Source organism: Corynebacterium guangdongense, from assembly GCF_030408915.1.
GTDB lineage: Bacteria > Actinomycetota > Actinomycetes > Mycobacteriales > Mycobacteriaceae > Corynebacterium > Corynebacterium guangdongense.
In genome coordinates, this window is the sequence record NZ_CP047654.1 from 841,806 (window position 1) to 868,071 (window position 26,266).

Annotated in this window: 28 protein-coding genes; 15 read left to right on the forward strand and 13 right to left on the reverse strand. The window is 68.9% G+C overall.

Annotated features, from left to right (window positions below):
- Positions 1-53 precede the first annotated feature (53 nt).
- Entirely contained in the window at positions 54-2,468 is a 2,415-nt protein-coding gene (gene pcrA, locus CGUA_RS04035; RefSeq protein ID WP_290197808.1) for a DNA helicase PcrA, read from the forward strand.
- On the opposite strand, the gene CGUA_RS04040 is transcribed toward pcrA, so the two are convergent.
- The 5 genes from CGUA_RS04040 to CGUA_RS04060 form a co-directional block, all read right to left on the reverse strand.
- Positions 2,465-5,230, reverse strand: a complete 2,766-nt coding sequence (locus tag CGUA_RS04040; RefSeq protein WP_290197809.1) for an ABC transporter permease — start codon at positions 5,228-5,230, stop codon at positions 2,465-2,467. The two genes, pcrA and CGUA_RS04040, sit on opposite strands and share 4 nt — an antisense overlap.
- Positions 5,227-5,922, reverse strand: coding sequence for an ABC transporter ATP-binding protein (locus tag CGUA_RS04045; protein WP_290197810.1), 696 nt, complete (start codon positions 5,920-5,922; stop codon positions 5,227-5,229). Before CGUA_RS04045 ends, CGUA_RS04040 begins: the two co-directional genes overlap by 4 nt.
- Positions 5,919-6,434, reverse strand: a complete 516-nt coding sequence (locus CGUA_RS04050) for a PadR family transcriptional regulator (RefSeq protein ID WP_290197811.1) — start codon at positions 6,432-6,434, stop codon at positions 5,919-5,921. The genes CGUA_RS04045 and CGUA_RS04050 overlap by 4 nt, the downstream gene beginning before the upstream one ends.
- A gap of 186 nt (positions 6,435-6,620) precedes the next feature.
- Entirely contained in the window at positions 6,621-7,469 is an 849-nt protein-coding gene (locus CGUA_RS04055) for a M23 family metallopeptidase (protein ID WP_290197812.1), read from the reverse strand.
- A gap of 421 nt (positions 7,470-7,890) precedes the next feature.
- Complete coding sequence (locus CGUA_RS04060; protein ID WP_290197813.1) at positions 7,891-8,667, reverse strand: M23 family metallopeptidase; 777 nt, start codon at positions 8,665-8,667, stop codon at positions 7,891-7,893.
- 283 nt (positions 8,668-8,950) lie between these two features.
- Between CGUA_RS04060 and CGUA_RS04065 the strand changes: the two genes are divergently transcribed.
- The 4 genes from CGUA_RS04065 (at position 8,951) to CGUA_RS04080 (ending at position 13,366) form a co-directional block, all read left to right on the forward strand.
- The gene (locus CGUA_RS04065) at positions 8,951-10,597 is read left to right on the forward strand and encodes a cell division protein PerM (RefSeq protein WP_290197814.1); all 1,647 of its coding nucleotides are present in this window, start codon (positions 8,951-8,953) and stop codon (positions 10,595-10,597) included.
- A 59-nt stretch (positions 10,598-10,656) separates the two neighbouring features.
- Positions 10,657-11,277, forward strand: a complete 621-nt coding sequence (purN, locus tag CGUA_RS04070; protein ID WP_290197815.1) for a phosphoribosylglycinamide formyltransferase — start codon at positions 10,657-10,659, stop codon at positions 11,275-11,277.
- Positions 11,270-12,847 carry a bifunctional phosphoribosylaminoimidazolecarboxamide formyltransferase/IMP cyclohydrolase gene (purH, locus tag CGUA_RS04075; protein ID WP_290197816.1) on the forward strand — a complete coding sequence of 526 codons (1,578 nt, stop codon included), beginning with the start codon at positions 11,270-11,272 and terminating at the stop codon, positions 12,845-12,847. Before purN ends, purH begins: the two co-directional genes overlap by 8 nt.
- 153 nt (positions 12,848-13,000) lie before the next feature.
- Positions 13,001-13,366, forward strand: a complete 366-nt coding sequence (locus CGUA_RS04080; protein WP_290197817.1) for a hypothetical protein — start codon at positions 13,001-13,003, stop codon at positions 13,364-13,366.
- Positions 13,367-13,401: 35 nt separating this feature from the next.
- On the opposite strand, the gene CGUA_RS04085 is transcribed toward CGUA_RS04080, so the two are convergent.
- The 5 genes from CGUA_RS04085 to rpmB all read right to left on the reverse strand — a co-directional run bounded on the left by CGUA_RS04085 (position 13,402) and on the right by rpmB (position 15,293).
- Positions 13,402-14,094 carry a TetR/AcrR family transcriptional regulator gene (locus CGUA_RS04085; protein ID WP_290197818.1) on the reverse strand — a complete coding sequence of 231 codons (693 nt, stop codon included), beginning with the start codon at positions 14,092-14,094 and terminating at the stop codon, positions 13,402-13,404.
- Positions 14,095-14,317: 223 nt separating this feature from the next.
- The gene (gene rpsR / locus CGUA_RS04090) at positions 14,318-14,566 is read right to left on the reverse strand and encodes a 30S ribosomal protein S18 (protein WP_290197819.1); all 249 of its coding nucleotides are present in this window, start codon (positions 14,564-14,566) and stop codon (positions 14,318-14,320) included.
- A gap of 14 nt (positions 14,567-14,580) precedes the next feature.
- Positions 14,581-14,886 (reverse strand): 30S ribosomal protein S14, encoded by a 306-nt coding sequence (rpsN, locus tag CGUA_RS04095; protein ID WP_290197820.1) that lies wholly within the window; start codon positions 14,884-14,886, stop codon positions 14,581-14,583.
- A gap of 3 nt (positions 14,887-14,889) precedes the next feature.
- The gene (gene rpmG / locus CGUA_RS04100; protein ID WP_290197821.1) at positions 14,890-15,054 is read right to left on the reverse strand and encodes a 50S ribosomal protein L33; all 165 of its coding nucleotides are present in this window, start codon (positions 15,052-15,054) and stop codon (positions 14,890-14,892) included.
- A 2-nt stretch (positions 15,055-15,056) separates the two neighbouring features.
- On the reverse strand, positions 15,057-15,293 hold the full coding sequence (rpmB, locus tag CGUA_RS04105; protein WP_290197822.1) for a 50S ribosomal protein L28: 237 nt from the start codon (positions 15,291-15,293) through the stop codon (positions 15,057-15,059).
- 479 nt (positions 15,294-15,772) lie between these two features.
- Here rpmB and CGUA_RS04110 point away from each other — a divergent pair, with 479 nt between their 5' ends.
- The 7 genes from CGUA_RS04110 (at position 15,773) to CGUA_RS04140 (ending at position 21,009) form a co-directional block, all read left to right on the forward strand.
- Entirely contained in the window at positions 15,773-16,045 is a 273-nt protein-coding gene (locus tag CGUA_RS04110; protein WP_290197823.1) for a type B 50S ribosomal protein L31, read from the forward strand.
- Positions 16,046-16,063: 18 nt separating this feature from the next.
- The gene (gene rpmF / locus CGUA_RS04115; protein WP_290197824.1) at positions 16,064-16,237 is read left to right on the forward strand and encodes a 50S ribosomal protein L32; all 174 of its coding nucleotides are present in this window, start codon (positions 16,064-16,066) and stop codon (positions 16,235-16,237) included.
- A 159-nt stretch (positions 16,238-16,396) separates the two neighbouring features.
- Entirely contained in the window at positions 16,397-17,092 is a 696-nt protein-coding gene (locus CGUA_RS04120; RefSeq protein WP_290197825.1) for a response regulator transcription factor, read from the forward strand.
- Positions 17,092-18,705, forward strand: a complete 1,614-nt coding sequence (locus tag CGUA_RS04125) for a HAMP domain-containing sensor histidine kinase (RefSeq protein ID WP_290197826.1) — start codon at positions 17,092-17,094, stop codon at positions 18,703-18,705. The genes CGUA_RS04120 and CGUA_RS04125 overlap by 1 nt, the downstream gene beginning before the upstream one ends.
- A gap of 106 nt (positions 18,706-18,811) precedes the next feature.
- On the forward strand, positions 18,812-20,113 hold the full coding sequence (locus CGUA_RS04130; protein WP_374725022.1) for a S1C family serine protease: 1,302 nt from the start codon (positions 18,812-18,814) through the stop codon (positions 20,111-20,113).
- Positions 20,114-20,182: 69 nt separating this feature from the next.
- Positions 20,183-20,782 (forward strand): MogA/MoaB family molybdenum cofactor biosynthesis protein, encoded by a 600-nt coding sequence (locus tag CGUA_RS04135; protein WP_290197827.1) that lies wholly within the window; start codon positions 20,183-20,185, stop codon positions 20,780-20,782.
- Positions 20,782-21,009 (forward strand): hypothetical protein, encoded by a 228-nt coding sequence (locus CGUA_RS04140; RefSeq protein ID WP_290197828.1) that lies wholly within the window; start codon positions 20,782-20,784, stop codon positions 21,007-21,009. Before CGUA_RS04135 ends, CGUA_RS04140 begins: the two co-directional genes overlap by 1 nt.
- A gap of 69 nt (positions 21,010-21,078) precedes the next feature.
- On the opposite strand, the gene mscL is transcribed toward CGUA_RS04140, so the two are convergent.
- From mscL to CGUA_RS04155, 3 genes are all read right to left on the reverse strand, one after another.
- Complete coding sequence (gene mscL, locus CGUA_RS04145) at positions 21,079-21,507, reverse strand: large-conductance mechanosensitive channel protein MscL (protein WP_290197829.1); 429 nt, start codon at positions 21,505-21,507, stop codon at positions 21,079-21,081.
- Between the two features lie 109 nt (positions 21,508-21,616).
- A complete protein-coding gene (locus tag CGUA_RS04150) occupies positions 21,617-22,285 on the reverse strand; it encodes an SAF domain-containing protein (protein WP_290197830.1) in 669 nt (222 codons plus the stop codon).
- A gap of 38 nt (positions 22,286-22,323) precedes the next feature.
- Positions 22,324-22,932: a 5-formyltetrahydrofolate cyclo-ligase gene (locus tag CGUA_RS04155; protein ID WP_290197831.1), complete on the reverse strand. Its 609-nt coding sequence runs from the start codon at positions 22,930-22,932 to the stop codon at positions 22,324-22,326.
- 97 nt (positions 22,933-23,029) lie between these two features.
- On the opposite strand from CGUA_RS04155, the gene CGUA_RS04160 reads away from it, so the two are divergent.
- The 3 genes from CGUA_RS04160 (at position 23,030) to CGUA_RS04170 (ending at position 26,114) form a co-directional block, all read left to right on the forward strand.
- Positions 23,030-23,992, forward strand: coding sequence for a UTP--glucose-1-phosphate uridylyltransferase (locus tag CGUA_RS04160; RefSeq protein ID WP_290197832.1), 963 nt, complete (start codon positions 23,030-23,032; stop codon positions 23,990-23,992).
- A gap of 136 nt (positions 23,993-24,128) precedes the next feature.
- Entirely contained in the window at positions 24,129-25,418 is a 1,290-nt protein-coding gene (gene glp, locus CGUA_RS04165) for a molybdotransferase-like divisome protein Glp (protein WP_290197833.1), read from the forward strand.
- 3 nt (positions 25,419-25,421) lie between these two features.
- Positions 25,422-26,114 (forward strand): GNAT family N-acetyltransferase, encoded by a 693-nt coding sequence (locus CGUA_RS04170; RefSeq protein ID WP_290197834.1) that lies wholly within the window; start codon positions 25,422-25,424, stop codon positions 26,112-26,114.
- The last annotated feature ends 152 nt before the right edge of the window (positions 26,115-26,266 follow it).

The window sequence follows — 26,266 nt, forward strand, 5'->3', positions numbered from 1 at the left end:
GCGACCGCGGGGCTGCCGTGGTGTCGGGGGCGGGTAGTAGGTTGGTAGCCATCATGGATTACTCTTCCCCCTTCTCCTCCGGTGCCGGGCGCCCCGCGGCACCTTCGTTGACTGACGGACTCAACGAGGCGCAGGCCGCCGCCGTAGAGCACATCGGGTCCCCGCTGCTGATCGTCGCCGGCGCCGGTTCCGGCAAGACCGCCGTCCTCACCCGCCGCATTGCCTTCCTCATGCAGGAACGCGGCGTCGCGCCCTGGCAGATACTGGCCATCACCTTCACCAACAAGGCCGCCGCTGAAATGAAGGAGCGCATCACCGGGCTCATTGGGCCGGTCGCCGAGCGCATGTGGGTGGCCACCTTCCACTCCATCTGCGTGCGGATCCTGCGCCAGCAGGCGCAGCTGGTGCCGGGGCTGAACACGAACTTCACCATCTACGACGGGGACGATCAGCGGCGGTTGCTGACGATGATCGGCAAGGACATGAGCCTCGACATGAAGAAGTTCACCGCCCGGGTCCTGGCCAACAACATCTCCAACCACAAGAATGAGCTCATCGGCCCCGAGCAGGCGCTGGCGGAGGCGCACCAGACCAGGAACCCCTTCGAGACGACCATCGCCGAGGTCTACGCCGAGTACCAGAGGCGTCTGCGCGCCGCCAACGCCGTGGACTTCGACGACCTCATCGGCGAGGTCGTGCGCATTTTCCAGCAGCACCCGCAGGTCGTCGACCACTACCGCCGCCGTTTCCGCCACGTGCTCATCGATGAGTACCAGGACACCAACCACGCCCAGTACATGCTGGTCGCTTCCCTGGTCGGCGACGGGCCGGACGCCCCGGAGCTGGCCGTGGTGGGTGACTCGGACCAGTCGATCTACGCCTTCCGCGGGGCGACCATCCGCAACATCCAGGAGTTCGAGCGCGATTACCCGCAGGCCCGCACCATCCTGCTGGAGCAGAACTACCGCTCCACCCAGAACATCCTGTCGGCGGCCAACGCCGTCATCGCCCAGAACGAGGGCCGCCGCGAGAAGAACCTGTGGACCGACCACGGCACCGGGGAGCCGATCATCGGCTACGTCGCCGACAACGAGCACGACGAGGCCCGCTTCATCGCCGCAGAGATCGACGCGCTGACGGACAAGGGCCGCCACTACTCCGACATTGCCGTGATGTACCGCACCAACAACGCCTCCCGCCCGCTGGAGGAGGTGTTCATGCGCTCCGGCATCCCCTACAAGGTCGTCGGCGGCACCCGCTTCTACGAACGCAAGGAAATCCGTGACGTCATCGCCTACCTGCGCGTGCTGGCGAACCCGGATGACACCGTCAGCCTGCGCCGCATCATCAACACCCCGCGCCGCGCCATCGGGGACAAGGCCCAGGGCGCGGTCGCGCTGCACGCCGACAACAACGGCGTCAGCTACGGCAAGGCGCTGGTCGACGCCGCCGACGGCCGGGTCGACATGCTCGCCACCCGCGCCGCCAACGCCATCCGCGGCTTCGTCACCATGATGGATGAGCTGCGCGAGCTGGCCGAGGGCATCCGCAACGAGGTCACCGGCCAACCCGACCTCGGCGAACTCATCTCCCGGGTCCTCGACGTCACCGGTTACAAGGCGGAGCTGGAGAACTCCAACGACCCGCAGGACGGCGCCCGTCTGGACAACCTCAATGAGCTGGTCTCCGTCGCCCGGGAATTCTCCTCCGAGGCCGCCAACCAGATCGCGTACGCGGAGATGGACGGCGGCGAATTCGAGCTCGCCGACGGTGAAGCCGCGCCGGGTTCGCTGGAGGCCTTCCTTGAGCGCGTCTCGCTGGTGGCCGACGCCGACCAGATCCCCGACAACGAGTCCGGCGTGGTCACGCTGATGACCCTGCACACCGCCAAGGGGCTGGAGTTCCCGGTCGTCTTCGTCACCGGGTGGGAGGACGGGCAGTTCCCGCACCTGCGTGCGCTGGGGGATCCGGACGAGTTGTCCGAGGAACGCCGGCTGGCCTACGTCGGCATCACCCGCGCCCGCGAACAGCTCTACCTCACCCGCGCGATGCTGCGCTCCTCCTGGGGCAACCCGGTCACCAACCCGGCCTCCCGCTTCCTCGGCGAGATCCCGGAGGATCTCCTCGACTGGCGCCGCGAGGAGCCCACCGCCTCCTACGGCGGAGGCTGGGGCTCCGCCGGCGGTTCCGGGGCGTGGGGCTCGGGGGCGACACCCCGCAACCGTGCCGTGGGATCCCAGCGCACCAGCTCCCCGCAGCGGCGGGACCGCCAGATGCCCCGGGCCGCCGCCAAGAACAGCGACCTGCAGCTGGCCGTCGGCGACCGCGTCAACCACGCCAAGTACGGGCTGGGCAAGGTCGTCGCCTCCGACGGCAGCGGTGCACGCGCCACCGTCACCATCGACTTCGGTTCCTCCGGCACGGTCCGGCTGATGCTTATCGGTGGCGTGCCGATGGAGAAGCTCTAGTCATCACGCTGGGCGACGTTCTCCGCCCGGCCGCTGCGCAGGTGCAGGAGGGCGAAGAACGCGCCGGCGAGCAGGGGAACGACCAGCAACAGCGCCACGACTTCCGCCCATTCCACCCGGAGGTAGACGAAATCGCCGCGCAGGACGAGATCGCCGTTGACGGTCGACACCGGGGTCCGCAGCATCGCCACCGCGGCCAGGTGGCCGGCGAGCAGCCCGGTGCCGGCGCCGACGAAGGCCAGCAACCAGGCGGAGGCCGCAGCGATCCTCGCCGCCGTTCCCGGGGCCGCGCCCAGGGCGGCCAGCTGGTCGTAACGTCGCCGATCCCGGACGGATCCCAGGGCGGATATCAACGAGACGATCGCGAAGGCGCCGAGCGCCAGGATCCCCGCGACCTGCCAGTAGAAGGCCCGCGGCGCGGAGGACTGGGTGTTGAAGAACAGCGAGTAGTTCGGGTCGCCGACGCTCACCGCCCGCTGCGCCCTGTCACGTTCGGCGGAGCTCGGGGTCTCGGTGGTCAGGGCCGCGAAGCCCGAGAGCCGGGTCTGCGCCCCGAACTGCGCCACCAGCGGGGCAGTGATCAGCATCGGGCCGTTGTAGCCCTCCGGGAGGGCCGGGACCACGGCGACGTCGGTGAGCAGCGTCGTCTCCTCCTCCGGCCCCTCGCTACTTTCTCCGACAGAGCGGACCACCTTCAGCGGCCGAGGCGAGCCGAGACTTTCGTGATCCCTGCTGACGATGACCGCCGGGCGATTGAGGGCCGCCACCGCCAGGGCGTGGGCTCGGGGATCCGACCACGTGAATAGGTCGAGCAGCCTCTCCGAGGCCACCAGGGGGCCGCCGCTCATCGCGAGCGGGGAGTGCGCCGTGTACGAGCGCAGGTAGGCCAGGCACGTGGCGGAGAGCTCGGGATCGTCGAGGAGCCTGCGGGTGCTGTCGCCGCCTGGGCCCGGGTACCGGTCCCGGCAGACGCTCTGGTCCTCGAAGTACGCCCCCTGTCCGTAACCGGGTGCGACGTCGCCGGCGGTGGCCGGCTCGCCGAACACGACCTCCTCGATGGCCACGACCGTCGACGTGGGCACGCTAGACGCGAGGGAGTCCATCGCCCTGTTCAGCCCCGCCTCCGTCGCCACGCTCGGCTTCCCGTCGTAGGGGCGGCCCATGGGGAGGTGCTGGACGGTGACGAGATTGAGGGGGTGGACGCTCTCCGCCTCCGCCCGTGTGCGCGCCTCCATGGTGCGCAAGGTCACCAGACTCGCGCTGGCGAGGAAGACTACGACGACGATCGCCGCGATCGCCGCCGTCGACGTCAACGCCCGCCGCCGGGCGTCCCGCCCCGCCATCCGCCAGGCCAGGCCGGCACGGTCGGTCAGCCGGGACACCAGCAGCAGGACCGCGGGCACGCTCGCGGCCAATGCCACGACGATGATCAGGACAAGCACCGGATACGCGGGATTGAAGAAAGGGAAATAGATGAGGCGGTCGTCGCTGCCGACAACGGCGCGCGCGACCACCCGCGCCACCAGCCAGCCCACCGCCACCGTCACCAGCACCACCGGACCGGTGGCCATCGTCTTCCGCCACCCGGTGATCCGGTCGGTCTCCGCCCCCGACATGCCGGCTGCGGCGGTGGACCGCTCGACCCGGTCGGCGGGCAGCGACGCGGACAGGACGGAGATTCCGACGGTGACCACCCACAGCATCGCCAGCGTGGCCCACAGAACAGTGAAGGGCCACCCGGTGAAGACGACCCGCCAGGTGATCGCCGCGGCGCCGGCCCCGAGCACGACGCCGGTGGTGGCCCCGAGCACCCCGGCGATGGCCCCGTAGGCGAGGACCGCCCACCAGATGTGCTTCGGGGCCGCGCCCTGCGCCCGCATCAGCGCGTAATTGCGGGTCTGGCGGGCGGCCGCGATGGTGAACACCGGGGACATGATCAGCACCAGGATGAACAGCCCGATCAGGAGGACGGACACCCGCCCGGCGGTGAAGGAGAGCAGCTGACCAGGGGACATGGACCCCAGGTAGGACGGGTCCGGGGAACGCCGGCCCGGCAGCTGCGCCGACTGGACGGTGAACCCGGCCTCCTCCAATCGGCGGGCGTCCTCCTCAGTCAGCGGGCGGGGTCCGGAGATCTGCCACTGCATGATCCCGCCCACGACGGCGGGGTCCTCCTCCGGAGCCACCAGCGTCGTTCCGGTCGCCAGCGCCGTCTCACCGGGGGTGAAACCGCTGACGGTGAGCTCGATCGGCTCCTGGCCGAGCATGATCCTCACCGGGTCCCCGACAGTCACCCCGTATTCGCGCCGCAGCCGGGTCGGCACCATCACTTCGCCTGGGCCCGGCGCGTGCCCGACCGGCGGGGAGAAATCCTCCGGCAGCGCCTCGGTCGGCAGTTGGACGGCGCTCACGTCGGCGGTGAAGTTTCGGCCGCTGACCATCCCGTAGAGGTGGTCGACGAAGAAATGGGACTCGAACTGCGACGGCAGGGCCGCCGCAACGTCCTCCCCGCTGGGGCAGTCGACCGGTCGGCGGAAGGCCCCGCCGGGTCTTTCCGGCTCGACACAGGCCGCGTAGTCGACGCTGACGGTGGCCTGGGAGCCGGGGACCCGGGTGGAGAACTGAGCGGAATCGGTCCACAGCCACTGGAAGGACAGCACGGCGACAGGCAGCGCGATGAGCAGAACGGCCACCAGGATGCGCTGCGGGTGGCGGATGGCGTCGCGCCGGGTGGGGCGAACGGCGGCGGCCAGGGAGCTCATCGCCGCGACTCCTCCTCTCCGGTGAGCCGGCCGTCGCGGACGAACACGACCCGGTCCGCCCAGCCCGCGAAACGCGGTTCATGGGTGACCAGCAGCGCCGAGGCGCCGGCGTCGACGCGGGAACGCAAGAGCCGGAGGATTTCGTCACCAGTCGTGGTGTCCAGTGCACCGGTGGGCTCATCGGCGAGCAGCAGTCTGCGCTCGCCGACCAGCGCCCGGGCGATCGCGACGCGCTGCGCCTGGCCGCCCGAAATCTCCTCGGGGAAGCGCTCACCCACGCCGTCGAGGCCAACCTCGGCGAGGGCCCGCGCGGCGGCGGCACGGCACTGGACTCGGGAGGCACCGTCGAGCTCCAGCGGCAGTGCGACGTTCTCCGCGACGGTGAGGGTGTCGATGAGGTTGAAGCGCTGGAAGACGATGCCGATGTGGCGTCGGCGGAGCTCAGCGGCGGCGGCTCGGGAGAACCCCGAGGCACTCCGGCCGTCGACGAGCACGCGGCCCGAGGAGGGGCGCTGCAGCAGTCCGGCGACGTTGAGCAGGGTCGACTTACCGGAACCGGAGGGACCCATGACGGCGACGAGCTCACCCGGGCGCAGCGCCAGGCTCACCCCGTCGAGTGCCGTGACCTGGCGGGCGCCGACGCCGAAGACGCAGGTGACCCCCTCCAGTTGCAGTGGAAGTCGCGCGCTCACGGACTGCGCTCTTCTCGATGGAGGGCCTCCACCCTGTCGAGGAAGCGGATCTCGGCCTCCAGGTCGAGGATCCGTCGCTCGGACTGCAGCCGACTGACGGCGGGGAAGGCGGGGAGACGCCGGGAGAGGTGGGTGACCGCGCGCAGTCGTTCCAGGGCGGCGTGGCGTTGGGCGTCGAGAAGCGCGGTGAGGTCGAACCCGCCGGCGGTGGAAAGGGAAATCTTCATGACGAGCTCATCGTGCTCGTCGAGGCGGCGAACGACGGCCGTGCTGAACCAGCGGTCCGTGTCCGCGCGGCCGGCGGCGGTCGGCCGGTAGCGGACGGCGTCACGACCTGCCCCGCCCGCGGTCTCGATGAGACCGTCGCGCTCGAGGCGGGAGAGGGCCCGGGCGATCTGCTCGGCGCTGAGGGGCCAGACGCCCTCGGTGAGTTCGGTGAAACGGGTCCGCAGCCCATCGGCTGAGTTGGGGGCCTCGCCCAGCAGCGCCAGCAACGAGTGTTTCACTGGCATGGCATCAGCGCCTCCGGCTCTGGCCCGGGATTCCCGGGGCGGGTGAGTGACTTACCTGCCAAGGTACTCCGGAAATTCCCGCCAAACCAGGGAAAATGACTGACGACCAGCCGAGACGTCTTCCCCAAGCCGCCTCGACCGGCCGTCAGTGCGCCACGCCCGCTCAGAGGGCGTGGAGAGTGTGGGTTATTGGCGCGCCGCGTGGACGGAGATGCCCTGGTCGGCGAACCACCTGACCGGGTCCACGGGGGTGGAACCGTCCGGCCAGATCTCGAAGTGCAGGTGCGGTCCGGTGGATCGGCCCTCGTTGCCCATCAGCGCGATGGTCTCGCCCGCCGAGACCCGTTGGCCGACGCCGACGAAGTAGGTGGCCATGTGGCCGTAGACCGACTTCTCGCCGTTGTCGTGCTCGACGACGACCCAGTTCCCGTAGCCCTGGGCGGGGCCCGCGTTGACGACGGTGCCGTCCATGGCGGCCTTGATCGGCGTGCCGATGGGGTTGGCGACGTCGATACCGTTGTGGATAGCGTTGCCACGCTGGCCGTAGCCGGAGGTGAAGCTGCCCTTGGTCGGGAACACCACGGTGCGCCCGTCGGCGGTCTCACCGACGTCGGCGGGCTTGTCCAGTGCCTCGAGGATCGGCTCCTGGCCGGTGAACTCGGTGCCGAACGGCTCGTCGCCGAGCGTGCGGGGGTCGTACACGATGAAAGTGATGTTGCCGTTCTCGTCGGCCGGGGTGGTGGCGCCGATCGGGGTGGTGTCACTCTGGGCGTCCTCCAGGGAGATCTCGGCGCCGTAACCGGTGATGGCGCTGGCGGCCGAGTTCGCCGCCTGCAGGCTGCTGACGATCTCCGTCGCCGAGGCGGCCAGGGACGCCGGGTCCGAATTCAGCGAGAACTGCGCTCCGTTGACGTCGAACTGCAGCGCCCCGGCCGGGGCCGCCAGCACGGACGTGGCGCCCAGGGAGAGGGAGACCATGGTCGTGATCAGTGCGGTGCGCAGCGGGCGGCGGAATCGGCGTGAGGTGGAGTGCATGTCCTCGTTCTTTCGTCGGCCGCGTCGGCCAGGGGCTGACACGGGAGCGGTCCCTGGGGAGTCGCGCGTACGGAGTCCTCGCGTAGTAACAGAAGTGTCACAAGTGGCGAACGAGTCACAATGTACCTTCTGGGGCAGGAGCGGGCAATGTGAAAACGACGGGTGACGTGCCCGGATAGGGCGCACGCCTGTTCGATGTCCGCCGTGTCGGCGCAGGTGCGGTGACCGCGGCCTGAATCGCCCGGCGAATCGGGCAACCGTTTCCTGGCGGGTGTAGGGGGCGGGGGTGGTTCGATGCGGGGACGTGTCCGACACGCGGGCCCGGGCGACTTCTGGGCCAGCGCCGGGCGGGCGGGTCCGGAAAACGGCGAAACGGCCCCCGCGGACAAGTCCGCGGGGGCCGACGTGAGAAGAGGGCGGCTTAGGAGATGGCGACCCCGCGCTCGGCGAACCAGGCGACCGGGTCGACCGCGCCCATGCCGGCCGGGTGAATCTCGAAGTGCAGGTGGGAACCGGTGGAGAAGCCCTCGTTGCCCATGCCGGCGATGTTCTGGCCGGCGTGGACGCGCTCGCCGACGCCGACGTTGAGGGAGACCATGTGTCCGTAGACGGAGATGGAGCCGTCGTCGTGCTGGATGCGGATCCAGTTGCCGTAGCCGGAGGCCGGGCCGGAGTTGATGACGGTGCCGTCCATGATCGCCAGGATCGGGGTGCCGACGGCGTTGGCGATGTCGATGCCGGCGTGCAGGCTTCCCCACCGCATGCCGAAGCCGGAGGTGAAGACGCCCTCGGCCGGGCGGGCCACGGACGGGGCGCGGGCGGCGATGTCGGCGGCGGCGCGCTCCTCGGCGGCCTTGATGGCCTTGTCGAGCTGGGTCTCCAGACCGGTGACGGGCTTGTACTCGGCGATCGGGAGGATCTGCGGGGAGAGCTCCCCGAGGGCGGAGGAGCCGACGGCGGGAGCCTCCTCGACGGGGGGGATGGCGACGGCATTGGCGGCAAAGGCGTACTCGGCGACCGGGGCGGCGGTTTCCTCGGCGTTGTCGGCCTGCAGCTGGGCGGCGGTGGCGCCTCCGACGCTGGCGGAGGAGGCGGCGCCGGCGGCGATCGCGACGAGGGCTACGCGCCCCTTGGAGGTCTGCGAGGTGGTTACCTTGCGGTGCTTCCCTCCACGGGACCGCTGAGCGTTCTGTCGCACTTGTATTCTTCTTTCGTTTCTCTGCCTGAGGTCGTGATTGCCGGAGCAATCTTGCCAGTCTGCTGTCAGACTTTTGTGACCATCCCGTGATCTACGAAAAGTCACAATAGCGTCTCAATTCCGGTGGAGCAACCGAACGGTCGGAGGGTGATTATCGATTCCCGTACCCGAATCGTTACGTCCCAGCGTGTGGGCATGTTTCCCCGCTTTAAAAATGTGACGTATCCCTGCCCCCGACGTGCCGTCCCCGCGGACTCACACCGGCGTGGCACAGTGTTAGGCGATGAGTAAGAAGACCAGCCCCCAGTCGCGCCCCGCCCGGAATTCGCGGTCCCGGGGCCCCTCGACGGCGCGTGCGACCTCGGCGTCACGGCTCACCGGCCGGGGTGCGACGGCACCACGGACGGCCCGGGCCGGGAAGGGCGCCGCCGACCCGCGGGAAGGGGCGGTGCGGCCGACCAGCCTGGCCGGCCGCCTCCGCCGCTTCGCCCCGGTCGTCGGAATTCCCGAGGCCGTCATCGTGCTGACCATTCTCGTGCTGGCCCTCGGCGGGCTGATGCTGAGCGCCACCCCTCTGGCCTACTTCCCGCTCGCCGTGGGCGAGATGTGGCTGGTGGTGACGCTCGCCCCCGTGGTCATCGAGGGCGTGACCGTATCGTTCCTGCCGATGCTGCCCGCCATCGGGTTGATCGGTCTCCTCAGCTACCGGATCCGGCGGGCCATCCGCGCGCGGGTGAGCATGATCGACCTCGCGGTCCTGCTGCTGTGCGTCATCCTCATCCCGTCGCTGATCACCGGCGCGGCCTGGCTCATGGTGTGGGACGCCGCCAAGGTCTACCCCGTTGAGGCCCCGCCGCTGTGGGAAGCGCTACTGCGCACCGTGGTCGTCCATGTGACCGCGCTGGTCATCGGCATGGGGCAGCGACTGTGGCGGGCGGTGGCGCGCCACTACTCCGTCCCGCCCGCGCTTGTCGACGGTGCGCGCGACGCCTGGCGCTTCTTCTTCCGGCTGTCGGTGGCGGCGCTGCTGCTCCTTCTTGCCCTGCTCGCCTTCGGCTGGTCGCGGCAGGCGGGTCTGCTCGCGGAATTCCCGGACCTGTCGACCTCGGGGATGGCCGCCCTCGTCGCCCTCAGCCTCGCCTATCTTCCGAACGCGATCATCGCGGCGGGGGCGGTCCTGCTGGGTTCGGAATTCCACATCGGTGACGCCAGCGCCTCCCTGTTCAGCATTCATCTGGTGCCGCTGCCGCCGCTGCCGATCGCGGCGGCTATCCCGGGCGGGGTCGCCCCCTGGGCGCCGGTCCTGCTGCTCATCACCGCCGGCGTCGCCTCCTGGGTCATGGTCACGGCCCGGCCGGACGTCACCCGCGCGCTCGGCGCCGCCGGGGGCGCGGCGCTGATCGCGGCGACCGCGACCTTCCTTGGCGGGGGGGAACTCGGCTGGTACGGCGCCACCGGCGCCTCCCTTCCACTGACGACGGTGCTGGCCGCCGTGTGGCTCGGCGCCATCGGAGTCGCGACCGCCGGCGCTCTTGCGCTGACGGCTCGGCGGAGCCGACGCGCGGAGCAGGCGGAGGCAGGGGAGGGGACGGCCGACGACGCCCCGGAGGAGGACGTCGAGCCGGGCGACACCGAACCGGCGGACGGGGCGCCGGACGAGACTGCGGCGGCAGGGAACGTGGACTCGGACCCGGAGCCGGAGGAGTCCGCGCCGCCTGCAGAAGCCGCGGGCGACGTCACCGCCGATGTCGCCGAAGAAAAGACAGGACAAGAATCCGAGGAGGTGCCCGCGGAAGAACCGGGGCCGACGGAGGCCGACGCCGAGGCGCCGCAGCCGGAGGAAGGGGAGAAGGCCGGCGTCGACAAGCGGGCGGACCCGCCCGAAGAGGACCCGGCGGCGGCCGACGGGGCGCCGACCAAGGACGCCTAGCCTGTGCCCCGGCCGGCGGCGGATTAGGACGGGGTGTGCGAAGGACTACACTTGCGGGCGTGACTTCCACCGCACCGACAAGCCAGCCCCTCGCGGTCACCGTACTCGTCTCCGGGACGGGTACCCTGCTGCAGTCCATTCTGGATAACCAGGATTCGTCCTATCGCGTCGTCCGGGTGATCTCCGACGTGGAGTGCGCGGCACTCGAGCGGGCGCGGGCGAACGGCATCGGCACAGATGTCGTGGCGCTGGGCCCGGACCGCGACGCCTGGAACGTCACGCTAGCTGACACGGTCGCGGCCTCGGAGCCGGACCTCGTCGTTTCCGCGGGATTCATGAAGATCCTCGGTTCCGCGTTCCTCGAACGATTCGGTGGACGCACCATCAACACCCATCCGGCGCTGCTGCCGGCTTTTCCCGGGGCCCACGCGGTGCGGGATGCCCTCGACTACGGCGTGAAGGTCACCGGCTCGACAGTCCACTACATCGACGCCGGCGTTGACACCGGTGAGATCATCGCGCAGAAGGCCATCGACGTCCTGCCGGACGACACCGAGGACACGCTGCACGAACGCATCAAACAGGTGGAACGAGCACTGATCGTGTCCGTCCTGCGCACCGCCCGCCCCGACACCACCAACTCCTCTGCGACAGGGAAGGTTCAATTCATCCATGAGTGACGACCGCAAGACCATCAAGCGCGCGCTGATCAGCGTGTACGACAAGACCGGCCTGGACGAGCTGGCGAAGGCGCTCGGCGAGGCCGGCGTGGAGATCGTCTCCACCGGTTCCACCGCACAGAAGATCGCCGACGCCGGCGTCGCCGTGACCCAGGTCGAGGAGCTCACGGGCTTCCCGGAGTGCCTCGAGGGGCGCGTCAAGACCCTCCACCCGAAGGTCCACGCCGGCATCCTGGCCGACACCCGCAAGGATGATCACCTCGCCCAGCTCGATGAGCTCGGCGTCGAGCCGTTCCAGCTGGTCGTCGTGAACCTCTACCCGTTCTCCGAGACGGTCGCCTCGGGCGCCTCCTTCGACGAGTGCGTCGAGCAGATCGACATCGGCGGCCCGTCGATGGTGCGTGCCGCCGCCAAGAACCACCCCTCCGTGGCCATCGTCACCTCCCCGGAGCGTTATGGCGACGTCGCCGAGGCGCTCAAGAACGACGGCTTCACCCGCGCACAGCGCACCGAGCTCGCCCTCGAGGCCTTCCGCCACACCGCCTCCTACGACGTCGCCGTCGCCACCTGGCTCGGCGAGCAGGCATCGGCCGGCGCCGGTGCCGACTTCCCGGAGTGGATCGGTGAGACCCACCAGCTCAAGAACACCCTGCGCTACGGCGAGAACCCGCACCAGGCCGCCGCGCTCTACGCCGATGCGGGCGTGCCGGGACTGGCCAATGCGGTCCAGCACCACGGCAAGGAGATGAGCTACAACAACTACCAGGACGCCGACGCCGCCTGGCGCGCCGCCTGGGACCACGAGCGCCCGGCCGTGGCCATCATCAAGCACGCCAACCCCTGCGGTATCGCCGTCTCCGACGAGTCCATCGCCGAGGCCCACGCGCTGGCCCACGCCTGCGACCCGTTGTCCGCCTACGGCGGCGTCATCGCCGCCAACCGCGAGGTCACCCTCGGGATGGCCGAGACGGTCAAGGACATCTTCACCGAGGTCATCATCGCGCCCTCCTTCGCCGATGACGCCCTGGAGCTCCTCAAGACCAAGAAGAACCTGCGCATCCTCACCGCCGAGGCGCCGATCCGCGACGGTTACGAGTACCGCAAGATCTCCGGCGGCGTCCTCGTCCAGGAGAACGACGCCCTGCAGGCCGAGGGCGACGACGCCGCCAACTGGACTCTCGCCGCCGGCGAGGCCGTGTCCAAGGAGGTCCTCGCCGACCTCCAGTTCGCCTGGAATGCCATCCGCTGCGTCAAGTCCAACGCCATCCTCATCGCCGACAAGGGCGCCACCGTCGGCGTCGGCATGGGCCAGGTCAACCGCGTCGACTCCGCGAAGCTCGCCGTCGAGCGCGCCAACACCCTGGCGGAGGGCGCCAACCGCACCCAGGGCGCCGTCGCCGCCTCCGACGCCTTCTTCCCCTTCGCCGACGGGTTCCAGGTGCTTGCCGACGCCGGGATCACCGCCGTCGTCCAGCCGGGTGGCTCCATCCGCGATGACGAGGTCATCGAGGCCGCCAACGCCGCAGGCGTGACCATGTACCTCACCGGCGCCCGTCACTTCGCCCACTAACTCCCCGATCGCAACCGGGAACCAACCCGCCCGCGCCGCCGGTCGACGGCGCGGGCGGGTTCGTATGTTCCCGGGGGGACTCGTCGACTAAGCTACCGGCTTGTCAAATAGATCGCACTTTTTTATGGGATGGTTGCCGCGGAGGGTAGGAGCATGGAAATGCAGTCGGTATGGGAAAACGGCGGGGGCACCGTCCTCCTCGACGACCGGGGCGGGCAGGAAATGCTGCTCTCGCCCGCTCACCGTCAGGCGACGATCGGGCGCCTCGCAGACTTCGTCATCGGTGAATCCGACACCCACGTGCACCGCCACTTCCTCACGGTACTGAACACCGGGGCCGGCTGGGCCCTCAAGAATGAGGGCCGGTTCCTCTCGGCCTCCGTCTCCAAGGACAAGACCGGGGGGCTGGAGCTCAATCCCGGCGACTGCATCCTGCTCGTCCCGGGCGACACCGCGGTGCATTTCGCCACGCCGAAGGACACCTACGAGTTCTATATCCGGCTGCGGCGGACGGCCTGACCCGGCCCCGGGGCGGAGTCTGTCCCTGGCGCGGCCTACGCCCCGAGTTCGACGGGCGCGGACGGATCCGTGCCCTGGACCAGTGCCAGCATCATTTCCGTGCGCTGCTTGGGCAGCGGCGCCTGCAGGACGTTGAGCACCGCGTCCGCGAGCATGACCGCGGTCGAGGGCAGCGCGTCGTCGACGATGGGGGCGGGAACGGTCCCGTCGTTGGCCCGCATCTCCACTGCGGTCAGCGCGATGTGGAAAGGCAGCTCCGTCCGCGGATCGTCGGGGCCCACGACCTCGACGGCCAGCTTGTGGAAATATCCCTCCAGCTTCCGGCGGGCCCGGTGGTAGTCGGCGAATTCCTCGGAGTTGGCCACCGGCAGCTGGTAGAGCCGGCCCACGTTCCAGCGGGTCGACAGCAACAGGCGGGCCTCGGCGGCCACCAGCGCCCACAGTTTTTCGGAGGGCTCGGCGGCGGAGGCGTCGAGGTGCTCGGCCAACCGCAGCGAAGGCTCCACGGTGGATTTCAGGAGGGTGAGGAAGATTTCCGCCTTGGAGGGGAAGTGGTAGTACAGGGAGGCCTGGCGGATGCCGACCGCGTCCGCGATCTGGTGGGTGGACGTCTGCCCGAAGCCGTTGGTGGTGAAAAGCTCGGCGGACGCGTCGAGAATCTCCTCGCGGGCCGTCGCGCCTGATCGGCGCGGGCTCTGCTTTCGTGGGCGCCCCACATTTCCAGCCATACAAGTCCCTCCTCAAATAACGGTCCAGCCGATGTTACTCCCCGCGGGCGCTGAAAACTATTAGTCGATTGACAGACGGGGGATACCCGCGGGTGCGGGAAAAGACCACTGCCCGCTTCCACATCAGTGGGGAAGCGGGCAGTGGCGGGACTCGTAGTCTCTCAGCCGTTCGTGCCTCACACGCGTGCGGCATCGAGGCGCTGTTGGCGTCCGTGCAACCGACTTAGCGGGCAGTGAACGGCAGGAGAGCCATTTCGCGAGCGTTCTTCACGGCAGTGGCGACCTGGCGCTGCTGCTGCGGCGTCAGACCGGTGACGCGACGGGAGCGAATCTTGTGACGGTCGGAGATGAACAGACGAAGGGTCTTGACGTCCTTGTAGTCCACCTTCTCAATGCCCTCGGCCTTGAGCGGGTTCTTCTTCGGGCGACGGGTCTGATCGATCCGCGGCTTGCGGTGGTTGGTGCGCTTCATGTGATGCAGACTCCTTACCAGCTGGACTTACGAACGCCAGGCAGCTCACCACGGTGAGCCATCTCGCGCATACGGACACGGGACAGACCGAACTTGCGGAGGTAACCGCGGGGACGGCCGTCATGGGCGTCACGGTTACGGACGCGGACGGCGGAGGCGTCGCGCGGCTGACGGTTCAGCTCGAACTGTGCGTCCAGACGGTCCTCGTCAGAGGTGTTCGGGTTCTTGATGATTGCCTTGAGCTCGGCGCGACGCTCCGCGTAACGGGCGACGATCTCCTTGCGCTGCTCGTTCTTGGCGATCTTTGACTTCTTAGCCATAGATTATCGCTCCTCGCGGAATTCGACGTGCTTACGGACAACCGGGTCGTACTTCATCATGGAGATGCGGTCCGGGTTGTTGCGCTTGTTCTTGCGGGTGACATAGGTGTAGCCGGTGCCAGCCGTAGACTTCAGCTTGATGATGGGACGAATATCGTTACGTGCCATGGTTAGATCTTCTCCCCACGTGCGCGGATCTTGGCCACGACGGACTCGATGCCGTCGCGGTCGATGACCTTCATGCCCTTGACGGACACGTTCAGGGTGATGGTGCGGCCCTCAGAGGGCAGGTAGTACCGCTTGCGCTGAATGTTGGGGTTCCAACGGCGCGAGTGGCGGCGGTGCGAGTGCGAGACGGTCTTGCCGAATTCCGGCTTGCGTCCCGTGACCTGGCAAATAGCCGACATGGGTGCTTCTTTCTCCTTGCCGCCCAGTAAACGCGGCTATGAGGAGGTGTTGAGAGGACACCAGGGCAACGCCACTCCGAACGATTAGTGTGAGGTGAGATGTTCGGGGCGCTGCCGAATAGCCGGCTGACGGGGCGTAAACGAATACTTTCGACAACAGCAAGGGACAACCCTACAAGCCGGGGCGCGGAAAACCTAATCGCGAAACCGCCTCCGGGCCCCTGGCCGTGACCTCCGTGGGCGGGAAAGGTGCGATCCGGGAATTTCGTGATCTGTCAGGCGGGCTGTATGCTTATCGCGGTTATGGATGCGTCCCAATGTGGCGTTTCCGTGGCGGCGGCTGACTTTTGTCGCTGACGAAGCGCAGTCCGCAGTTGACAGTACATCGAACCCAACTCAGGCACGATCCGGGCCGGACAATTCTCGTCCAGCTCGCCCGGAAGCGACCTGATGTTCCATCCTGAGGGAAACGATTAATAATGAGAAGTGACATCCATCCGGATTACCACCCGGTGGTTTTCCAGGACGCCGGCACCGGCTTCCAGTTCCTGACCCGTTCCACCGCCACCTCTGACCGCACGGTCGAGTTCGAGGGTGCAGAGTACCCGCTGATCGTCGTCGACGTCACCAGCGAGTCCCACCCGTTCTGGACTGGCGCTCAGCGCGTCATGGACACCGCAGGCCGCGTCGAGAAGTTCAACAAGCGCTTCGGTGCGATGGCCCGTCGCAAGAAGAAGACCGAAAACAACTAGGTAAGGAGGGAAAACACCATGGCAACTCCCAAGTTCAAGATGTCTCGTGCGAACACCCGCATGCGTCGCTCCCAGTGGAAGGCCGACAACGTCGCCCTCCAGGAGGTCACCATCGACGGTCAGACGGTGCGCATCCCGCGTCGTCTGGTCAAGGCCGCCAAGCTCGGTCTCGTCGACGTCGAGCAGTTCTAGGATCTTTTCCCAGGACCAGCTTAACGGGTAGACACCCCGTCATTCGCCACCGTTGAGAAATCTCGGTGGCGAATGACATTTTCCCGGGACAACATTCTCAGGCCGCCCAAGCGGGTGGCGGTAGGGAAGATCCTTAACTGATGGGACATAATGAGGTTTATGAAAATTCTTGTCGTCGATGATGAGCAGGCGGTGCGGGAATCTCTGCGCCGCTCGCTGGCCTTCAACGGGTACGACGTGTCGCTCGCCGAAGATGGGGCCGAAGGCCTGGAGAAGATCCAGAGGGAACAGCCCGACCTGGTCATCCTCGACGTGATGATGCCCCAGATGGACGGCCTCGAGGTGTGCCGCACCCTGCGCAGCACAGGCTACGACCGGCCGGTCCTCATGCTGACCGCTCGTGACGGCGTCGCCGATCGCGTCGCCGGGCTGGACGCCGGTGCGGACGATTACCTGCCGAAGCCTTTCGCCCTGGAGGAGCTGCTCGCCCGCGTCCGCTCCCTCCTGCGCCGGGCGGCGCAGGAGGCGACGACCTCCCCCGTGGAGCCCACGGAGCTGGTCTTCGAGGACCTGACGATGAATCCGCAGACGCGCGACGTGCGCCGGGGCGAGCGATCGATCTCGCTGACCCGCACGGAGTTCGCCCTGCTGCAGCTGCTCATGCAGAACCCGCGGGTGGTGCTGGCTCGCCAGACCATCCTCGAGGAAGTCTGGGGCTACGACTTCCCGACCTCCGGCAACGCTCTCGAGGTCTACATCGGCTACCTGCGCCGCAAGACCGAGGCCGGCGGTGAGCCCAGGCTCATCCACACGGTCCGCGGCGTCGGATACGTCCTGCGGGAGACCGCCCCCTAATGCTTCGCAAGCCAATCCCGCACCCGGAGATTCCCGGGGGCAGCAGCGAGCCGGTGGCCGCCGGCGCTGAGGGGGCGGCTCTCGACGACGGGACGCAGGGTTCATCCGCGGCCTCCGCCGGCGCCCAAGCCCCACTGCGGTGGCGCCTGGCAATGCTGACGGCGATGGTCGTGGCCGTGGCGGTGGGGGCGATGACCGTCGTGACCTACTGGACCATTTCGGCTTCGGTGACCGCCGCCGTCGACCACAACCTCGACGTCAAGGCGGACCCGTTCATCGAGCGCGCCGCCGATCCCGAGTTCTTCCTGTCGGTGGACGAGGAGATCGCCAACTTCAAGCGCTACAACCCGGACATCCGCGTGTCGATCGCCACCCCGCAGAACGCCTACGTCGCGGGGGACAACATTCCCGCGGGAGACGTCGCCGAGGGCGGTGGTGCGGAGGCTGCCCAGGGCACCGACGGTGCCGAGGGGGCTGAGGGCGGCGCCCAGACGTCGGCCCGCACGGTGGGGCACGAGCGCATTCTGACGCAGCGCGCGGAAGGGGTCACGGTCGTGCTGGCGCAGAACATGGACGCCACGCACCAGTTGATCGCGGCTCTCGGCGCCGTCCTGCTGGTGATCACGGCCTTGGGCGTCCTGCTGTCGATCGCGGCCGGCATGGTCGTCGCCACCGCGGGACTGCGGCCGTTGTCGCGGGTGCAGCGGGCCGTCGAGTACGTGACCCGGACGGATGACCTCCGTCCGATTCAGGTGGTCGGCAACGACGAGCTGGCCCAGCTGACGAGGTCCTTCAACGCGATGCTGGCCGCGCTCCAGGATTCCCGAAACCGCCAGACGCAGCTCGTCGCCGACGCGGGCCACGAGCTCAAGACCCCGCTGACCTCCATCCGGACGAACATCGACCTGCTGATCATGCTGAACCACTCGGGGGAGCAGCACCGGCTCTCGGAGTCGGACATGCGCGACCTGGAGAATGACGTGCGGGCCCAGCTCGACGAGATGTCCCGCCTGATCGGCGATCTGGTGGATCTGGCTCGGGAGGAGACCCCCATTCAGCAGGTCAGCGAGACTGACGTGGAGGAGGTGCTCTTCCAGTCCATCAACCGGGTGCAGCGCCGTCGCCCGGACGTCACCTTCGACGTGGAGTCCGTTCCGTGGCTGGTCATGGCCGATCCTGCGTCGCTGGGCCGCGTCATGGTCAATCTGCTCGACAACGCCGGTAAGTGGTCCCCCAAGCAGGGCACCGTCCGGGTCGCGCTGACCCGGATCGGCCCGGACACCGCTGAGCTCAGCGTCGCGGACTCCGGTCCCGGCATCGCCGAGCAGGAACGTGAGGCGGTGTTCGAACGCTTCTACCGTTCCACGGAGTCCCGCTCCATGCCGGGTTCAGGTCTGGGCCTGGCGATCGTCAAGCAGGTCGTGGATCGGCTCGGTGGCACCATCGTCGCGGAGGAATCCGCGGACGGCGGCACGCTGATGCGGGCCACGCTGCCCGGGCACGCACCACTCGACGATGAGGAAGGCGACAGCGCACGCACCACCCTCGCACCGGATTCCGAGGAGCGTGGCGTGGCCTTCACAGAACGATGGTTCACGGGCTGGCAGACCTAGATGAATTCCGGCAGGTCACCACATGCAGGGATTCCACAGGAACTGTGCCTCGTCGGAGCAGGGGAGCAGCAGCGCCCTGACAGTTGAATCTTTAAGATGGTGACTCATGACGAACATCCCCGGAGATCCCCCCTCGTCCCCTCACGGTCCCGGTGCTGACCCCGGACCCGTGGAGGGTCCGCATTATCAGAACGTCTCCTCGCCCTACGGCCAGACTCCCCGCCAGGACGCGCCCCGGCAGGTCTATGGTCCCGGGCTGGACCCCGGGCTAGACGATGCCGACCGCCCCGCCCCGTCCGGTCCCGCCACCGCCGGCGGCCGGAAGGTGGGCCTCAGCACCGCGCTGGGCCTCATGCTCGCCGGGGCGGTCGCTGCGGGCTCCGTCACCGGCGTTGCCGTCAGCAGCCTGGGCTCCGACTCCGGGGGCGAGGCGGACGCACCCGCCGCGGCGAATGACGGGCCCTCCAATTCACTGGAGGCGCCGTCCGCGGACGCCCCGCCGGCGGAGGAGGGCAGCGTCGAGCACGTCGCCTCCACCGTCCTGCCCGCGGTGGTGTCCATTCAGGTCGTCACCCCAGGCAGCGCCGGTGAGGGGTCGGGTTCGATCATCTCCCAGGACGGTTATGTCCTGACCAACCACCACGTGGTGGGCGCCGCCGGCGAGAACGGGACCATCCAGGTCACGCTCCACGACGGACGCCAGATTCCAGCCGATCTCGTCGCCTCTGATCCGGCCACCGACATCGGCGTCATCAAGATCCGCGACCAGCAGGGCCTGCCGACCATCCAGTTCGGCGACTCCTCGCAGCTCAACGTGGGCCAGGAGGTCGTCGCGGTCGGCGCCCCGCTGGGGCTGTCAGGGACCGTGACCAGCGGAATCGTCTCGGCCCTCAACCGTCCGGTCCGGGCGACCCAGGACGGTGGCGAGTCCTCGCTCATCGACGGCATCCAGACCGACGCCGCCATCAACCCCGGCAACTCGGGCGGCCCGCTGGTGGACATGAACGGCCACATCATCGGCATGAACTCGGTGATCGCCACCGCCAGCCAGACCTCGGGCTCCATCGGCCTGGGCTTCGCCATCCCGTCGAATTTCGCCCAGCGCGTCGCCCAGCAGCTGATCGAGGACGGCAGGGCGGTGCAGCCGATGCTGGGCGTGACCGTCGACATCCGCAGTCAGGCTCGCGGGGCCCAGGTCAACGAGGTCATGCCGGACGGCCCGGCCGCACAGGCCGGGATTGAGCCGGGGGAAGTCATCCGGCGCATCGACGACCGCGCGATCGATACCGCCGACGCATTGATCGCCGCCGTGCGCTCGCAGGACTTCGGCGAGACGGTGACCCTGGAGGTCTACAACCCCGAGCGGGACGAAACCCGGTCCGTCGATGTAACGTTGAGCGAAGAATAGCGGTGCCAGGAGTATCGAAGCCCCCGGTCACACCCCCGAACACCGCATACGAAGCAGCAGGAGCCACCCATGAACCGCCCGCTTGAGGAGACCGTCGTCCCCGAGAACCGCAACACCGATCTCCTTGATCTCGTTGAACCCGATGATGATCTCCTTCTCGCCGCCGAACGCGAGGCGGACGTGGCGCCGGCCCGGCGTCGCGCGCTTCTCGTCCTGGTCCGGGACCACGTCCCCGACGGCGATGACATCGACCGGGTCGCCACGGAACTACTGGTGGCGGCCGGTTTCCAGGTGGACGCCTGCGTCACCGTGAAGAACAAGAAGAACCAGATCCGGAAGGCCATCGAGACCGCCGTCGTCGGCGGCGTGGACCTGCTGCTGACCGTCGGCGGCACCGGAGTGCGCCCCCGGGACAAGACCCCCGAGGCCACCGCCGTGGTGCTGGACCAGGAACTTCCGGGCATCGCCCAGGCACTGCGGGCCTCCGCCCGGGAGGCGGGGGCGATCGACGCGATGGTCTCCCGTGGCGTTGCGGGGCTGTCCGGGTCCACGGTCGTCGTCAATCTGGCGGGCTCCCGGGAGGCCATCGAGGACGGCTTGTCGACGCTTCCCCCGCTGGTGATGTACCTCATCGACCAGCTCAACACGCACTCGGTGGACGAGTTCTGATGTCGGGCAAGGAGCAGCGCTCCCGGCGCCGGCGCGTGGTGCGGCACAGCGATGCCGAGCACATCGACCGCACCATGGACAGCCCCCACCACGAATTCGGTGAGGCGGAGTCGCGCGACGGGGAAAGACACGTCGAGCTCGACGGCGAACCCGACGCCGAAGACGCGGCCGAGCAGTCGGCGGAGGAGTTCCTCGCAGAGCAGCGCCCGCCCCACCACGGCGGTTAGCGCCCGCCGAGAGAACGACGTCCCCGCCCCCTTCCAGAAGGAGGGGGCGGGGACGTCGTTCGTCGGGGGTTAGAGCTTGGTGCTGCCGTCGTTCGGAGCGGCCGTGGCCTGGGAGCTCATCAGATCGCGGATCTCGGCGAGCAGCTCGACCTCGGTCGGATCCACCTCCTCCGGGTCGATGCCTTTGCGGCGCTTCTGCGCCTCATCCAGCTTGTTCATCGGCAGCACGAGCGCGAAGTACACGACCGCGGCGATGATCAGGAAATTGATGATGGCCGAGATGACGGCGCCGAAGTCCATGAAGGTGGCCTCGTTGCCCTCGACCAGCTGGATACCGAAGCCGTTGATCTCGGAGCCGCCGAAGACCGCGACGAGGGGATTGATGAGTGCATTGGTGAAGGCGGTGACGATGCCGGTGAACGCAGCGCCGATGACAACGCCGACGGCCAGATCGATGACATTGCCACGCATGATGAATTCTTTGAATCCCTGCAGCATGAAGACAACTCCTATGACGTATGGGGGACAAGGCGGGGGAGGAACTTGGCCTGTCTCGAGGTCCGGTAGCGAATTTACCCAAGAACACTGGGCGTGGCCATATGAATCTTTAAGGAAGCGGTGCCCTGGTCAACACCACGGCCAGCGGATGGGACAGGGAGGCGGCGGCGACCACGAGCCCGGACTCCGCATCGAGCGCCACCAGAACGGTGTCGGGGCTGCCCGTCGACTGTTCCCCGGCGGCGACGACGCGGGCGCCCTCCGCGACCACCCGGGGTCCGCTGGCGCCCGGATCATCCGAGACCGTGACGATTGAGACGGTGTCCCCGTGGGTGAGCAGCGCGGTGACTTCGGAGTCAGCCAGCGTCACCGGGACCAGGGTGGCATCCGGGCCGGCGAGCGCCTCGACCAGGCGGGCGTCGAGAAGCCGGGCGCCGGTGACGGGCTCTCCCGCGGTGGCTGCGGCAGTGATGGCCAGGCCCACGGCCTCGTCCGCGGCGGACAGTGCCGCCGACGGGGCCAGGGCCTCCGGGAACGTGACGGTATCCAGGTGCTCCGGCCCGAGGATCTGGCCGGCCTCAAGGTCCTCGGCGAAGACGAGCACGCTCGGGCCCCGGTCGCGGGCCCCGGTGACCGCGACTAGCAGCGCGGCGGCGAGCAGCGCCAGGGATGCGGCCCGGCGCAGGGCCACGGAGCGGTGGTGGCCAGGACCGGCCGGGCGCGTCCAGACGGGCAGAACCGACGACCCGGGGCCGCGGCGCAGGAAAGTGAGGGTCATACCTAGTTGGACTGGGCCGGGCGCCGCCGGGTTCCCGCTCAGCCGTCGTTTCTCGGCGCGGTGATCCCCGCGTCGGTGATGATGAGGTCGACGGGCATGTCGTGGGCCTCGGCCGGAATGTCCGCGCGGATTTCACCGTCGAAGAGCAGCACCGCCACCCGGGGGCGCTCCGCGCGGGTGTAGAGATGGGCGAGCGCGCGGTCGTAGTAGCCGGCGCCCTTGCCGATGCGCACCCCCGCCGGGTTCACCCCGAGCGCCGGCACCAGCACCAGGTCGCATTCGGTCAGCGCGTGCCAGTTATACCGTTGCCCGGTCGGTTCACGCACGCCGAGCTGCCCGGCGGCGGTGTCCTCGTCGCCCGCGTCGACGGCCCACAGCAGTTCATTGTCGGGACCGGAAATCGGCAGCCAGATGGTGTCGGCGACGGTGCGCAGCGCCTCGAGAAGCGTGCCGACGCCGGGTTCGGTGCCCAGCGGGTGGTAGGCGGCGACGGTGCTGCCGGGGGTGACGACCCGGAGGACGTTGGCGGTCAGGGCCGCGGACCGGGCGGCGAGTTCCTCGGCGCTGAGGGAGGTGCGGGCGTCGACGAGCGTACGACGCAGGCCACGCTTGATTTCCGGGAGGTCACGGTGGGATTCGGAGGTCATGGGGACAGCATAGATCGGGACCCGGGGCATGTGACGCCTGTCGCCACCGGCAGGCCCCTGCGGTCTTTGTCGGAGCCGTCAAGGTAGGGTGCTGTCTATGGTTGACTCGAATGCCGTTTCCCCGAACGGGGTAAAGACTGTCGTTGTCCCGGCTGCGGGGATGGGTACCCGGTTCCTGCCGGCGACGAAGACGGTCCCGAAGGAATTGCTGCCGGTCGTCGATACCCCGGGTATCGAGCTGATCGCCGAGGAGGCCTCCGCGCTCGGGGCCACCCGGCTGGCGGTGATCACCGCCCCGAACAAGCAGGAGGTGATGGCCCACTTCGGCGAGTACCCGGAGCTGGTGGAGATGCTGGCCTCGCGGGGCAAGGACGAGCAGGTCGCGAAGGTCCAGCGCGCGGCCGGGCTGATTCACCCGGTGGCGGTGGAGCAGGACAAGCCGCTGGGCCTGGGCCATGCCGTGGGGCTGGCGGAGTCGGTGCTGGATGCGGAGGAGGACTGCTTCGCGGTCATGCTGCCGGATGATCTGGTGCTGCAGAACCCGGGTGAGTTGTCGATCCTGGCGAAGATGGCGAAGGTGCGCGCCGAGCTCGGTGGTTCGGTGCTGTGCGCCTTCCAGGTGCAGCCGGATGAGGTGTGCAATTACGGGGTCTTCGACGTCGAGGAGATCGCCGAGACCCCGGGGCTGCCGGGGGACCGAGTCAAGCGTGTGCGGGGCATGGTGGAGAAGCCGGAGCAGGAGGACGCTCCCTCGACGCTGGCCGCGGCGGGACGCTACCTGCTGGATCGGGCCGTGTTTGACGCGCTGCGCCGGATCACGCCGGGCAAGGGCGGGGAGCTGCAGCTGACCGACGCGATCGAGCTGATGATCCGGGAGGGTCACCCGGTGCATGTGGTGGTGCATCAGGGGGCGCGTCATGATCTGGGTAACCCGGCCGGTTATATTCCGGCGAACGTGGATTTTGGTCTGCAGCACCCGAAGTACGGGCCGTCGGTCTACCGGGCGGTCAAGAGCATCCTCGCCGACTACGAGGCCGAGCAGGGGCTGGACGCGGAGTAGGTCTTCGCCGCTGGCGGCCCGCCGCACGCCTCTCACGCGGTAGGCTCGTCCCAGCAACCCCACACGTCCCACATTTTCCGGGTGGCCGGCCACTCACGCGTGCTCCGGCCACGCAGTCATTCAGGAGGCTGACCACGTGCGTTCCGTCGAAGAGCAGTTGGCGATCGTCACCGACGCGGCGATGACCCCTGAGCCGGTGCGGATTTCGATCACCGACGCCCTCGGCCTCATGAGCGCCGAAGAGGTCAAGGCGGAGCGCGCCCTGCCGGGCTTCCCCCAGGCGGCCATCGACGGATACGCGGTGCGAGCCGTGGACGTCGGCGGCGAGCGGGCCCTCTCCGCCCGTGTGCACGACCCGGAGAACCCAGAGAACGTGCCGCCGGTCCCGCAGTCAGCCTCCTCGCTGCCCGTCGTCGGCGAGGTTCCGGCCGGCTCCCGCCAGCCGCTGCGTCTCCAGCCCAAGCAGGCCGTCCGCGTCCACACCGGCGCACCGCTGCCCGCGCTCGCCGACGCCGTCCTTCCCCTCGACTGGTCCGACCGCGGACGCAAACGGGTCACCGCCCGCCGCCCGGTCCGATCCGGTGACTTCGTCCGCCGGGAGGGCGACGACATCCAGCCGGGCGATGTGGCCGTCTCCGCCGGCAGCGTGCTCGGCCCCGCCCAGATCGGCCTGCTCGCGGCCTCCGGCCGGTCCAAGGTGCTGGTCTACCCGCGCCCGCGCGTGTCCGTGTTCAGCTTCGGCGCCCAGCTCGTCGACGTCGACCGGGAGCCGGGACTCGGCCAGGTCATCGACGTCACCTCCTACGCCCTGGCGGCGGCCGCGAAGGAGGCCGGAGCCGACGCCACCCGGGTCGGCATCGTCACCGGGGAACCGCGCCGCCTGCGCGAGCAGATCGAAACCCAGCTCCAGCGCAGCGAGGTGATCATCATCTCCGGGGCCGTCGGCGGCTCCGGCTCGGACCCGATCCGGGAGGTCCTTGAGGAAGTCGGCCAGATCGACACGACCCGCGTCGCCATGCACCCCGGCTCCGTCCAGGGGTTCGGGCTACTCGGGGACGAGCGCGTCCCGGTCTTCCTCCTGCCGAGCAACCCGGTGTCCGCGCTGGTGGCCTTCGAGGTGTTCGTCCGCCCGCTCATCCGCCTGTCCCTGGGCAAGCGCAACGTCAACCGCCGCGTCGTCAGGGCGCGCTCCCTCAACCACGTCGCCTCCGTCCCCGGGCGCCGGGGTTATGTCCGCGCCCGCCTCATGCGTGACGCGGAGACCCAGGACTATCTGGTCGAGGGGCTCGGGGGCGCCACCGGTGCGCCCGCGCACCTGCTGGCGGGACTCGCCGAGGCCAACGCCATGATCCGCATCCCCGAGGACGTCACGGACCTGCGCCCCGGCGACGTCGTCGACGTCCTCTTCCTGGCCCAGCGGTCCTGACCGATGCTGGACCCCTTCGGGCTGGCCTGGAAGAGCTTTGAGACCCCCGCTTCCGGCCCACGGCACCCCGAACACCCCGGCTGGGCGGAATCGACTCCCACGGTCGTGCTGCGCGACGGTTCCCGCCTCCGCCTGCGCCCGCTGACCAGCCGGGACGGCGAGGACTGGCGGCAGATGAGGCTGCTCGACGAATCCTGGCTCCGCCCCGTCGAGCCCACCCCCTGGGACACCTGGGAGGCCTCCCACGACGAGGCGTCCTGGCGTTCCTACTTCGCCCACCTGCGGACCCAGGCCAATGCCGGCGCCGTCGTGCCGCTGGTCATCGAGGTCGACGGGAAATTCGCCGGCCAGGTCACCATCGGCAACATCCAGCATGGCCGGGTCTCGGAGGCGTGGATCGGCTACTGGGTCTTCTCCGCCCACATGGGCCGCGGCGTGGCCACGGCCGCGTGCGCGCTGGGCACCGACCACGCCTTCTCCCGCATCGGGCTGCACCGGGTGACGGCGACCTACCTTCCCCGCAATCCGGCGTCCGGGAAGGTGCTCACCGCCACCGGCTACCGCGAGGAGGGGTACCTGCGCCGAAACCTGCACATCGACGGACATTGGCAGGATCACCACTTCGTCGCGCAGAACGTCGAGGATTTCCGCGAGTCCTGCGTCCTCCGGCTCCGCCGGGACGGTCGAATCAAATAGCCATTCGGCGGGGGTCGCGGTGTTTCTGCCTCCACGGGCGGGCCGGGCTGGGTAGGCTGGCCACCGAACGCCCGGTGGATCGTGTGAAAGCGCAGGGCCAGCGCGCACCGTCCAGATGTGATGCGCCAGCAACGGCCGCAAAGTAGTGGCCG

What these genes read in the sequence shown, in the direction of transcription:
- CGUA_RS04170 (WP_290197834.1), top strand. Translation starts at nt 25,422, where the DNA reads ATGCTGGACCCCTTCGGGCTGGCCTGGAAGAGCTTTGAGACCCCCGCT.
- purH (WP_290197816.1), top strand. Translation starts at nt 11,270, where the DNA reads ATGAGTGACGACCGCAAGACCATCAAGCGCGCGCTGATCAGCGTGTAC.
- CGUA_RS04155 (WP_290197831.1), bottom strand. Translation starts at nt 22,932, where the DNA reads ATGACCTCCGAATCCCACCGTGACCTCCCGGAAATCAAGCGTGGCCTG.
- rpmG (WP_290197821.1), bottom strand. Translation starts at nt 15,054, where the DNA reads ATGGCACGTAACGATATTCGTCCCATCATCAAGCTGAAGTCTACGGCT.
- CGUA_RS04050 (WP_290197811.1), bottom strand. Translation starts at nt 6,434, where the DNA reads ATGCCAGTGAAACACTCGTTGCTGGCGCTGCTGGGCGAGGCCCCCAAC.
- CGUA_RS04150 (WP_290197830.1), bottom strand. Translation starts at nt 22,285, where the DNA reads ATGACCCTCACTTTCCTGCGCCGCGGCCCCGGGTCGTCGGTTCTGCCC.
- CGUA_RS04140 (WP_290197828.1), top strand. Translation starts at nt 20,782, where the DNA reads ATGTCGGGCAAGGAGCAGCGCTCCCGGCGCCGGCGCGTGGTGCGGCAC.
- CGUA_RS04110 (WP_290197823.1), top strand. Translation starts at nt 15,773, where the DNA reads ATGAGAAGTGACATCCATCCGGATTACCACCCGGTGGTTTTCCAGGAC.
- CGUA_RS04085 (WP_290197818.1), bottom strand. Translation starts at nt 14,094, where the DNA reads ATGGCTGGAAATGTGGGGCGCCCACGAAAGCAGAGCCCGCGCCGATCA.
- rpmB (WP_290197822.1), bottom strand. Translation starts at nt 15,293, where the DNA reads ATGTCGGCTATTTGCCAGGTCACGGGACGCAAGCCGGAATTCGGCAAG.
- CGUA_RS04080 (WP_290197817.1), top strand. Translation starts at nt 13,001, where the DNA reads ATGGAAATGCAGTCGGTATGGGAAAACGGCGGGGGCACCGTCCTCCTC.
- CGUA_RS04065 (WP_290197814.1), top strand. Translation starts at nt 8,951, where the DNA reads ATGAGTAAGAAGACCAGCCCCCAGTCGCGCCCCGCCCGGAATTCGCGG.
- CGUA_RS04120 (WP_290197825.1), top strand. Translation starts at nt 16,397, where the DNA reads ATGAAAATTCTTGTCGTCGATGATGAGCAGGCGGTGCGGGAATCTCTG.
- CGUA_RS04160 (WP_290197832.1), top strand. Translation starts at nt 23,030, where the DNA reads ATGGTTGACTCGAATGCCGTTTCCCCGAACGGGGTAAAGACTGTCGTT.
- pcrA (WP_290197808.1), top strand. Translation starts at nt 54, where the DNA reads ATGGATTACTCTTCCCCCTTCTCCTCCGGTGCCGGGCGCCCCGCGGCA.
- rpsR (WP_290197819.1), bottom strand. Translation starts at nt 14,566, where the DNA reads ATGAAGCGCACCAACCACCGCAAGCCGCGGATCGATCAGACCCGTCGC.
- CGUA_RS04135 (WP_290197827.1), top strand. Translation starts at nt 20,183, where the DNA reads ATGAACCGCCCGCTTGAGGAGACCGTCGTCCCCGAGAACCGCAACACC.
- CGUA_RS04130 (WP_374725022.1), top strand. Translation starts at nt 18,812, where the DNA reads ATGACGAACATCCCCGGAGATCCCCCCTCGTCCCCTCACGGTCCCGGT.
- CGUA_RS04040 (WP_290197809.1), bottom strand. Translation starts at nt 5,230, where the DNA reads ATGAGCTCCCTGGCCGCCGCCGTTCGCCCCACCCGGCGCGACGCCATC.
- CGUA_RS04125 (WP_290197826.1), top strand. Translation starts at nt 17,092, where the DNA reads ATGCTTCGCAAGCCAATCCCGCACCCGGAGATTCCCGGGGGCAGCAGC.
- rpsN (WP_290197820.1), bottom strand. Translation starts at nt 14,886, where the DNA reads ATGGCTAAGAAGTCAAAGATCGCCAAGAACGAGCAGCGCAAGGAGATC.
- rpmF (WP_290197824.1), top strand. Translation starts at nt 16,064, where the DNA reads ATGGCAACTCCCAAGTTCAAGATGTCTCGTGCGAACACCCGCATGCGT.
- CGUA_RS04055 (WP_290197812.1), bottom strand. Translation starts at nt 7,469, where the DNA reads ATGCACTCCACCTCACGCCGATTCCGCCGCCCGCTGCGCACCGCACTG.
- mscL (WP_290197829.1), bottom strand. Translation starts at nt 21,507, where the DNA reads ATGCTGCAGGGATTCAAAGAATTCATCATGCGTGGCAATGTCATCGAT.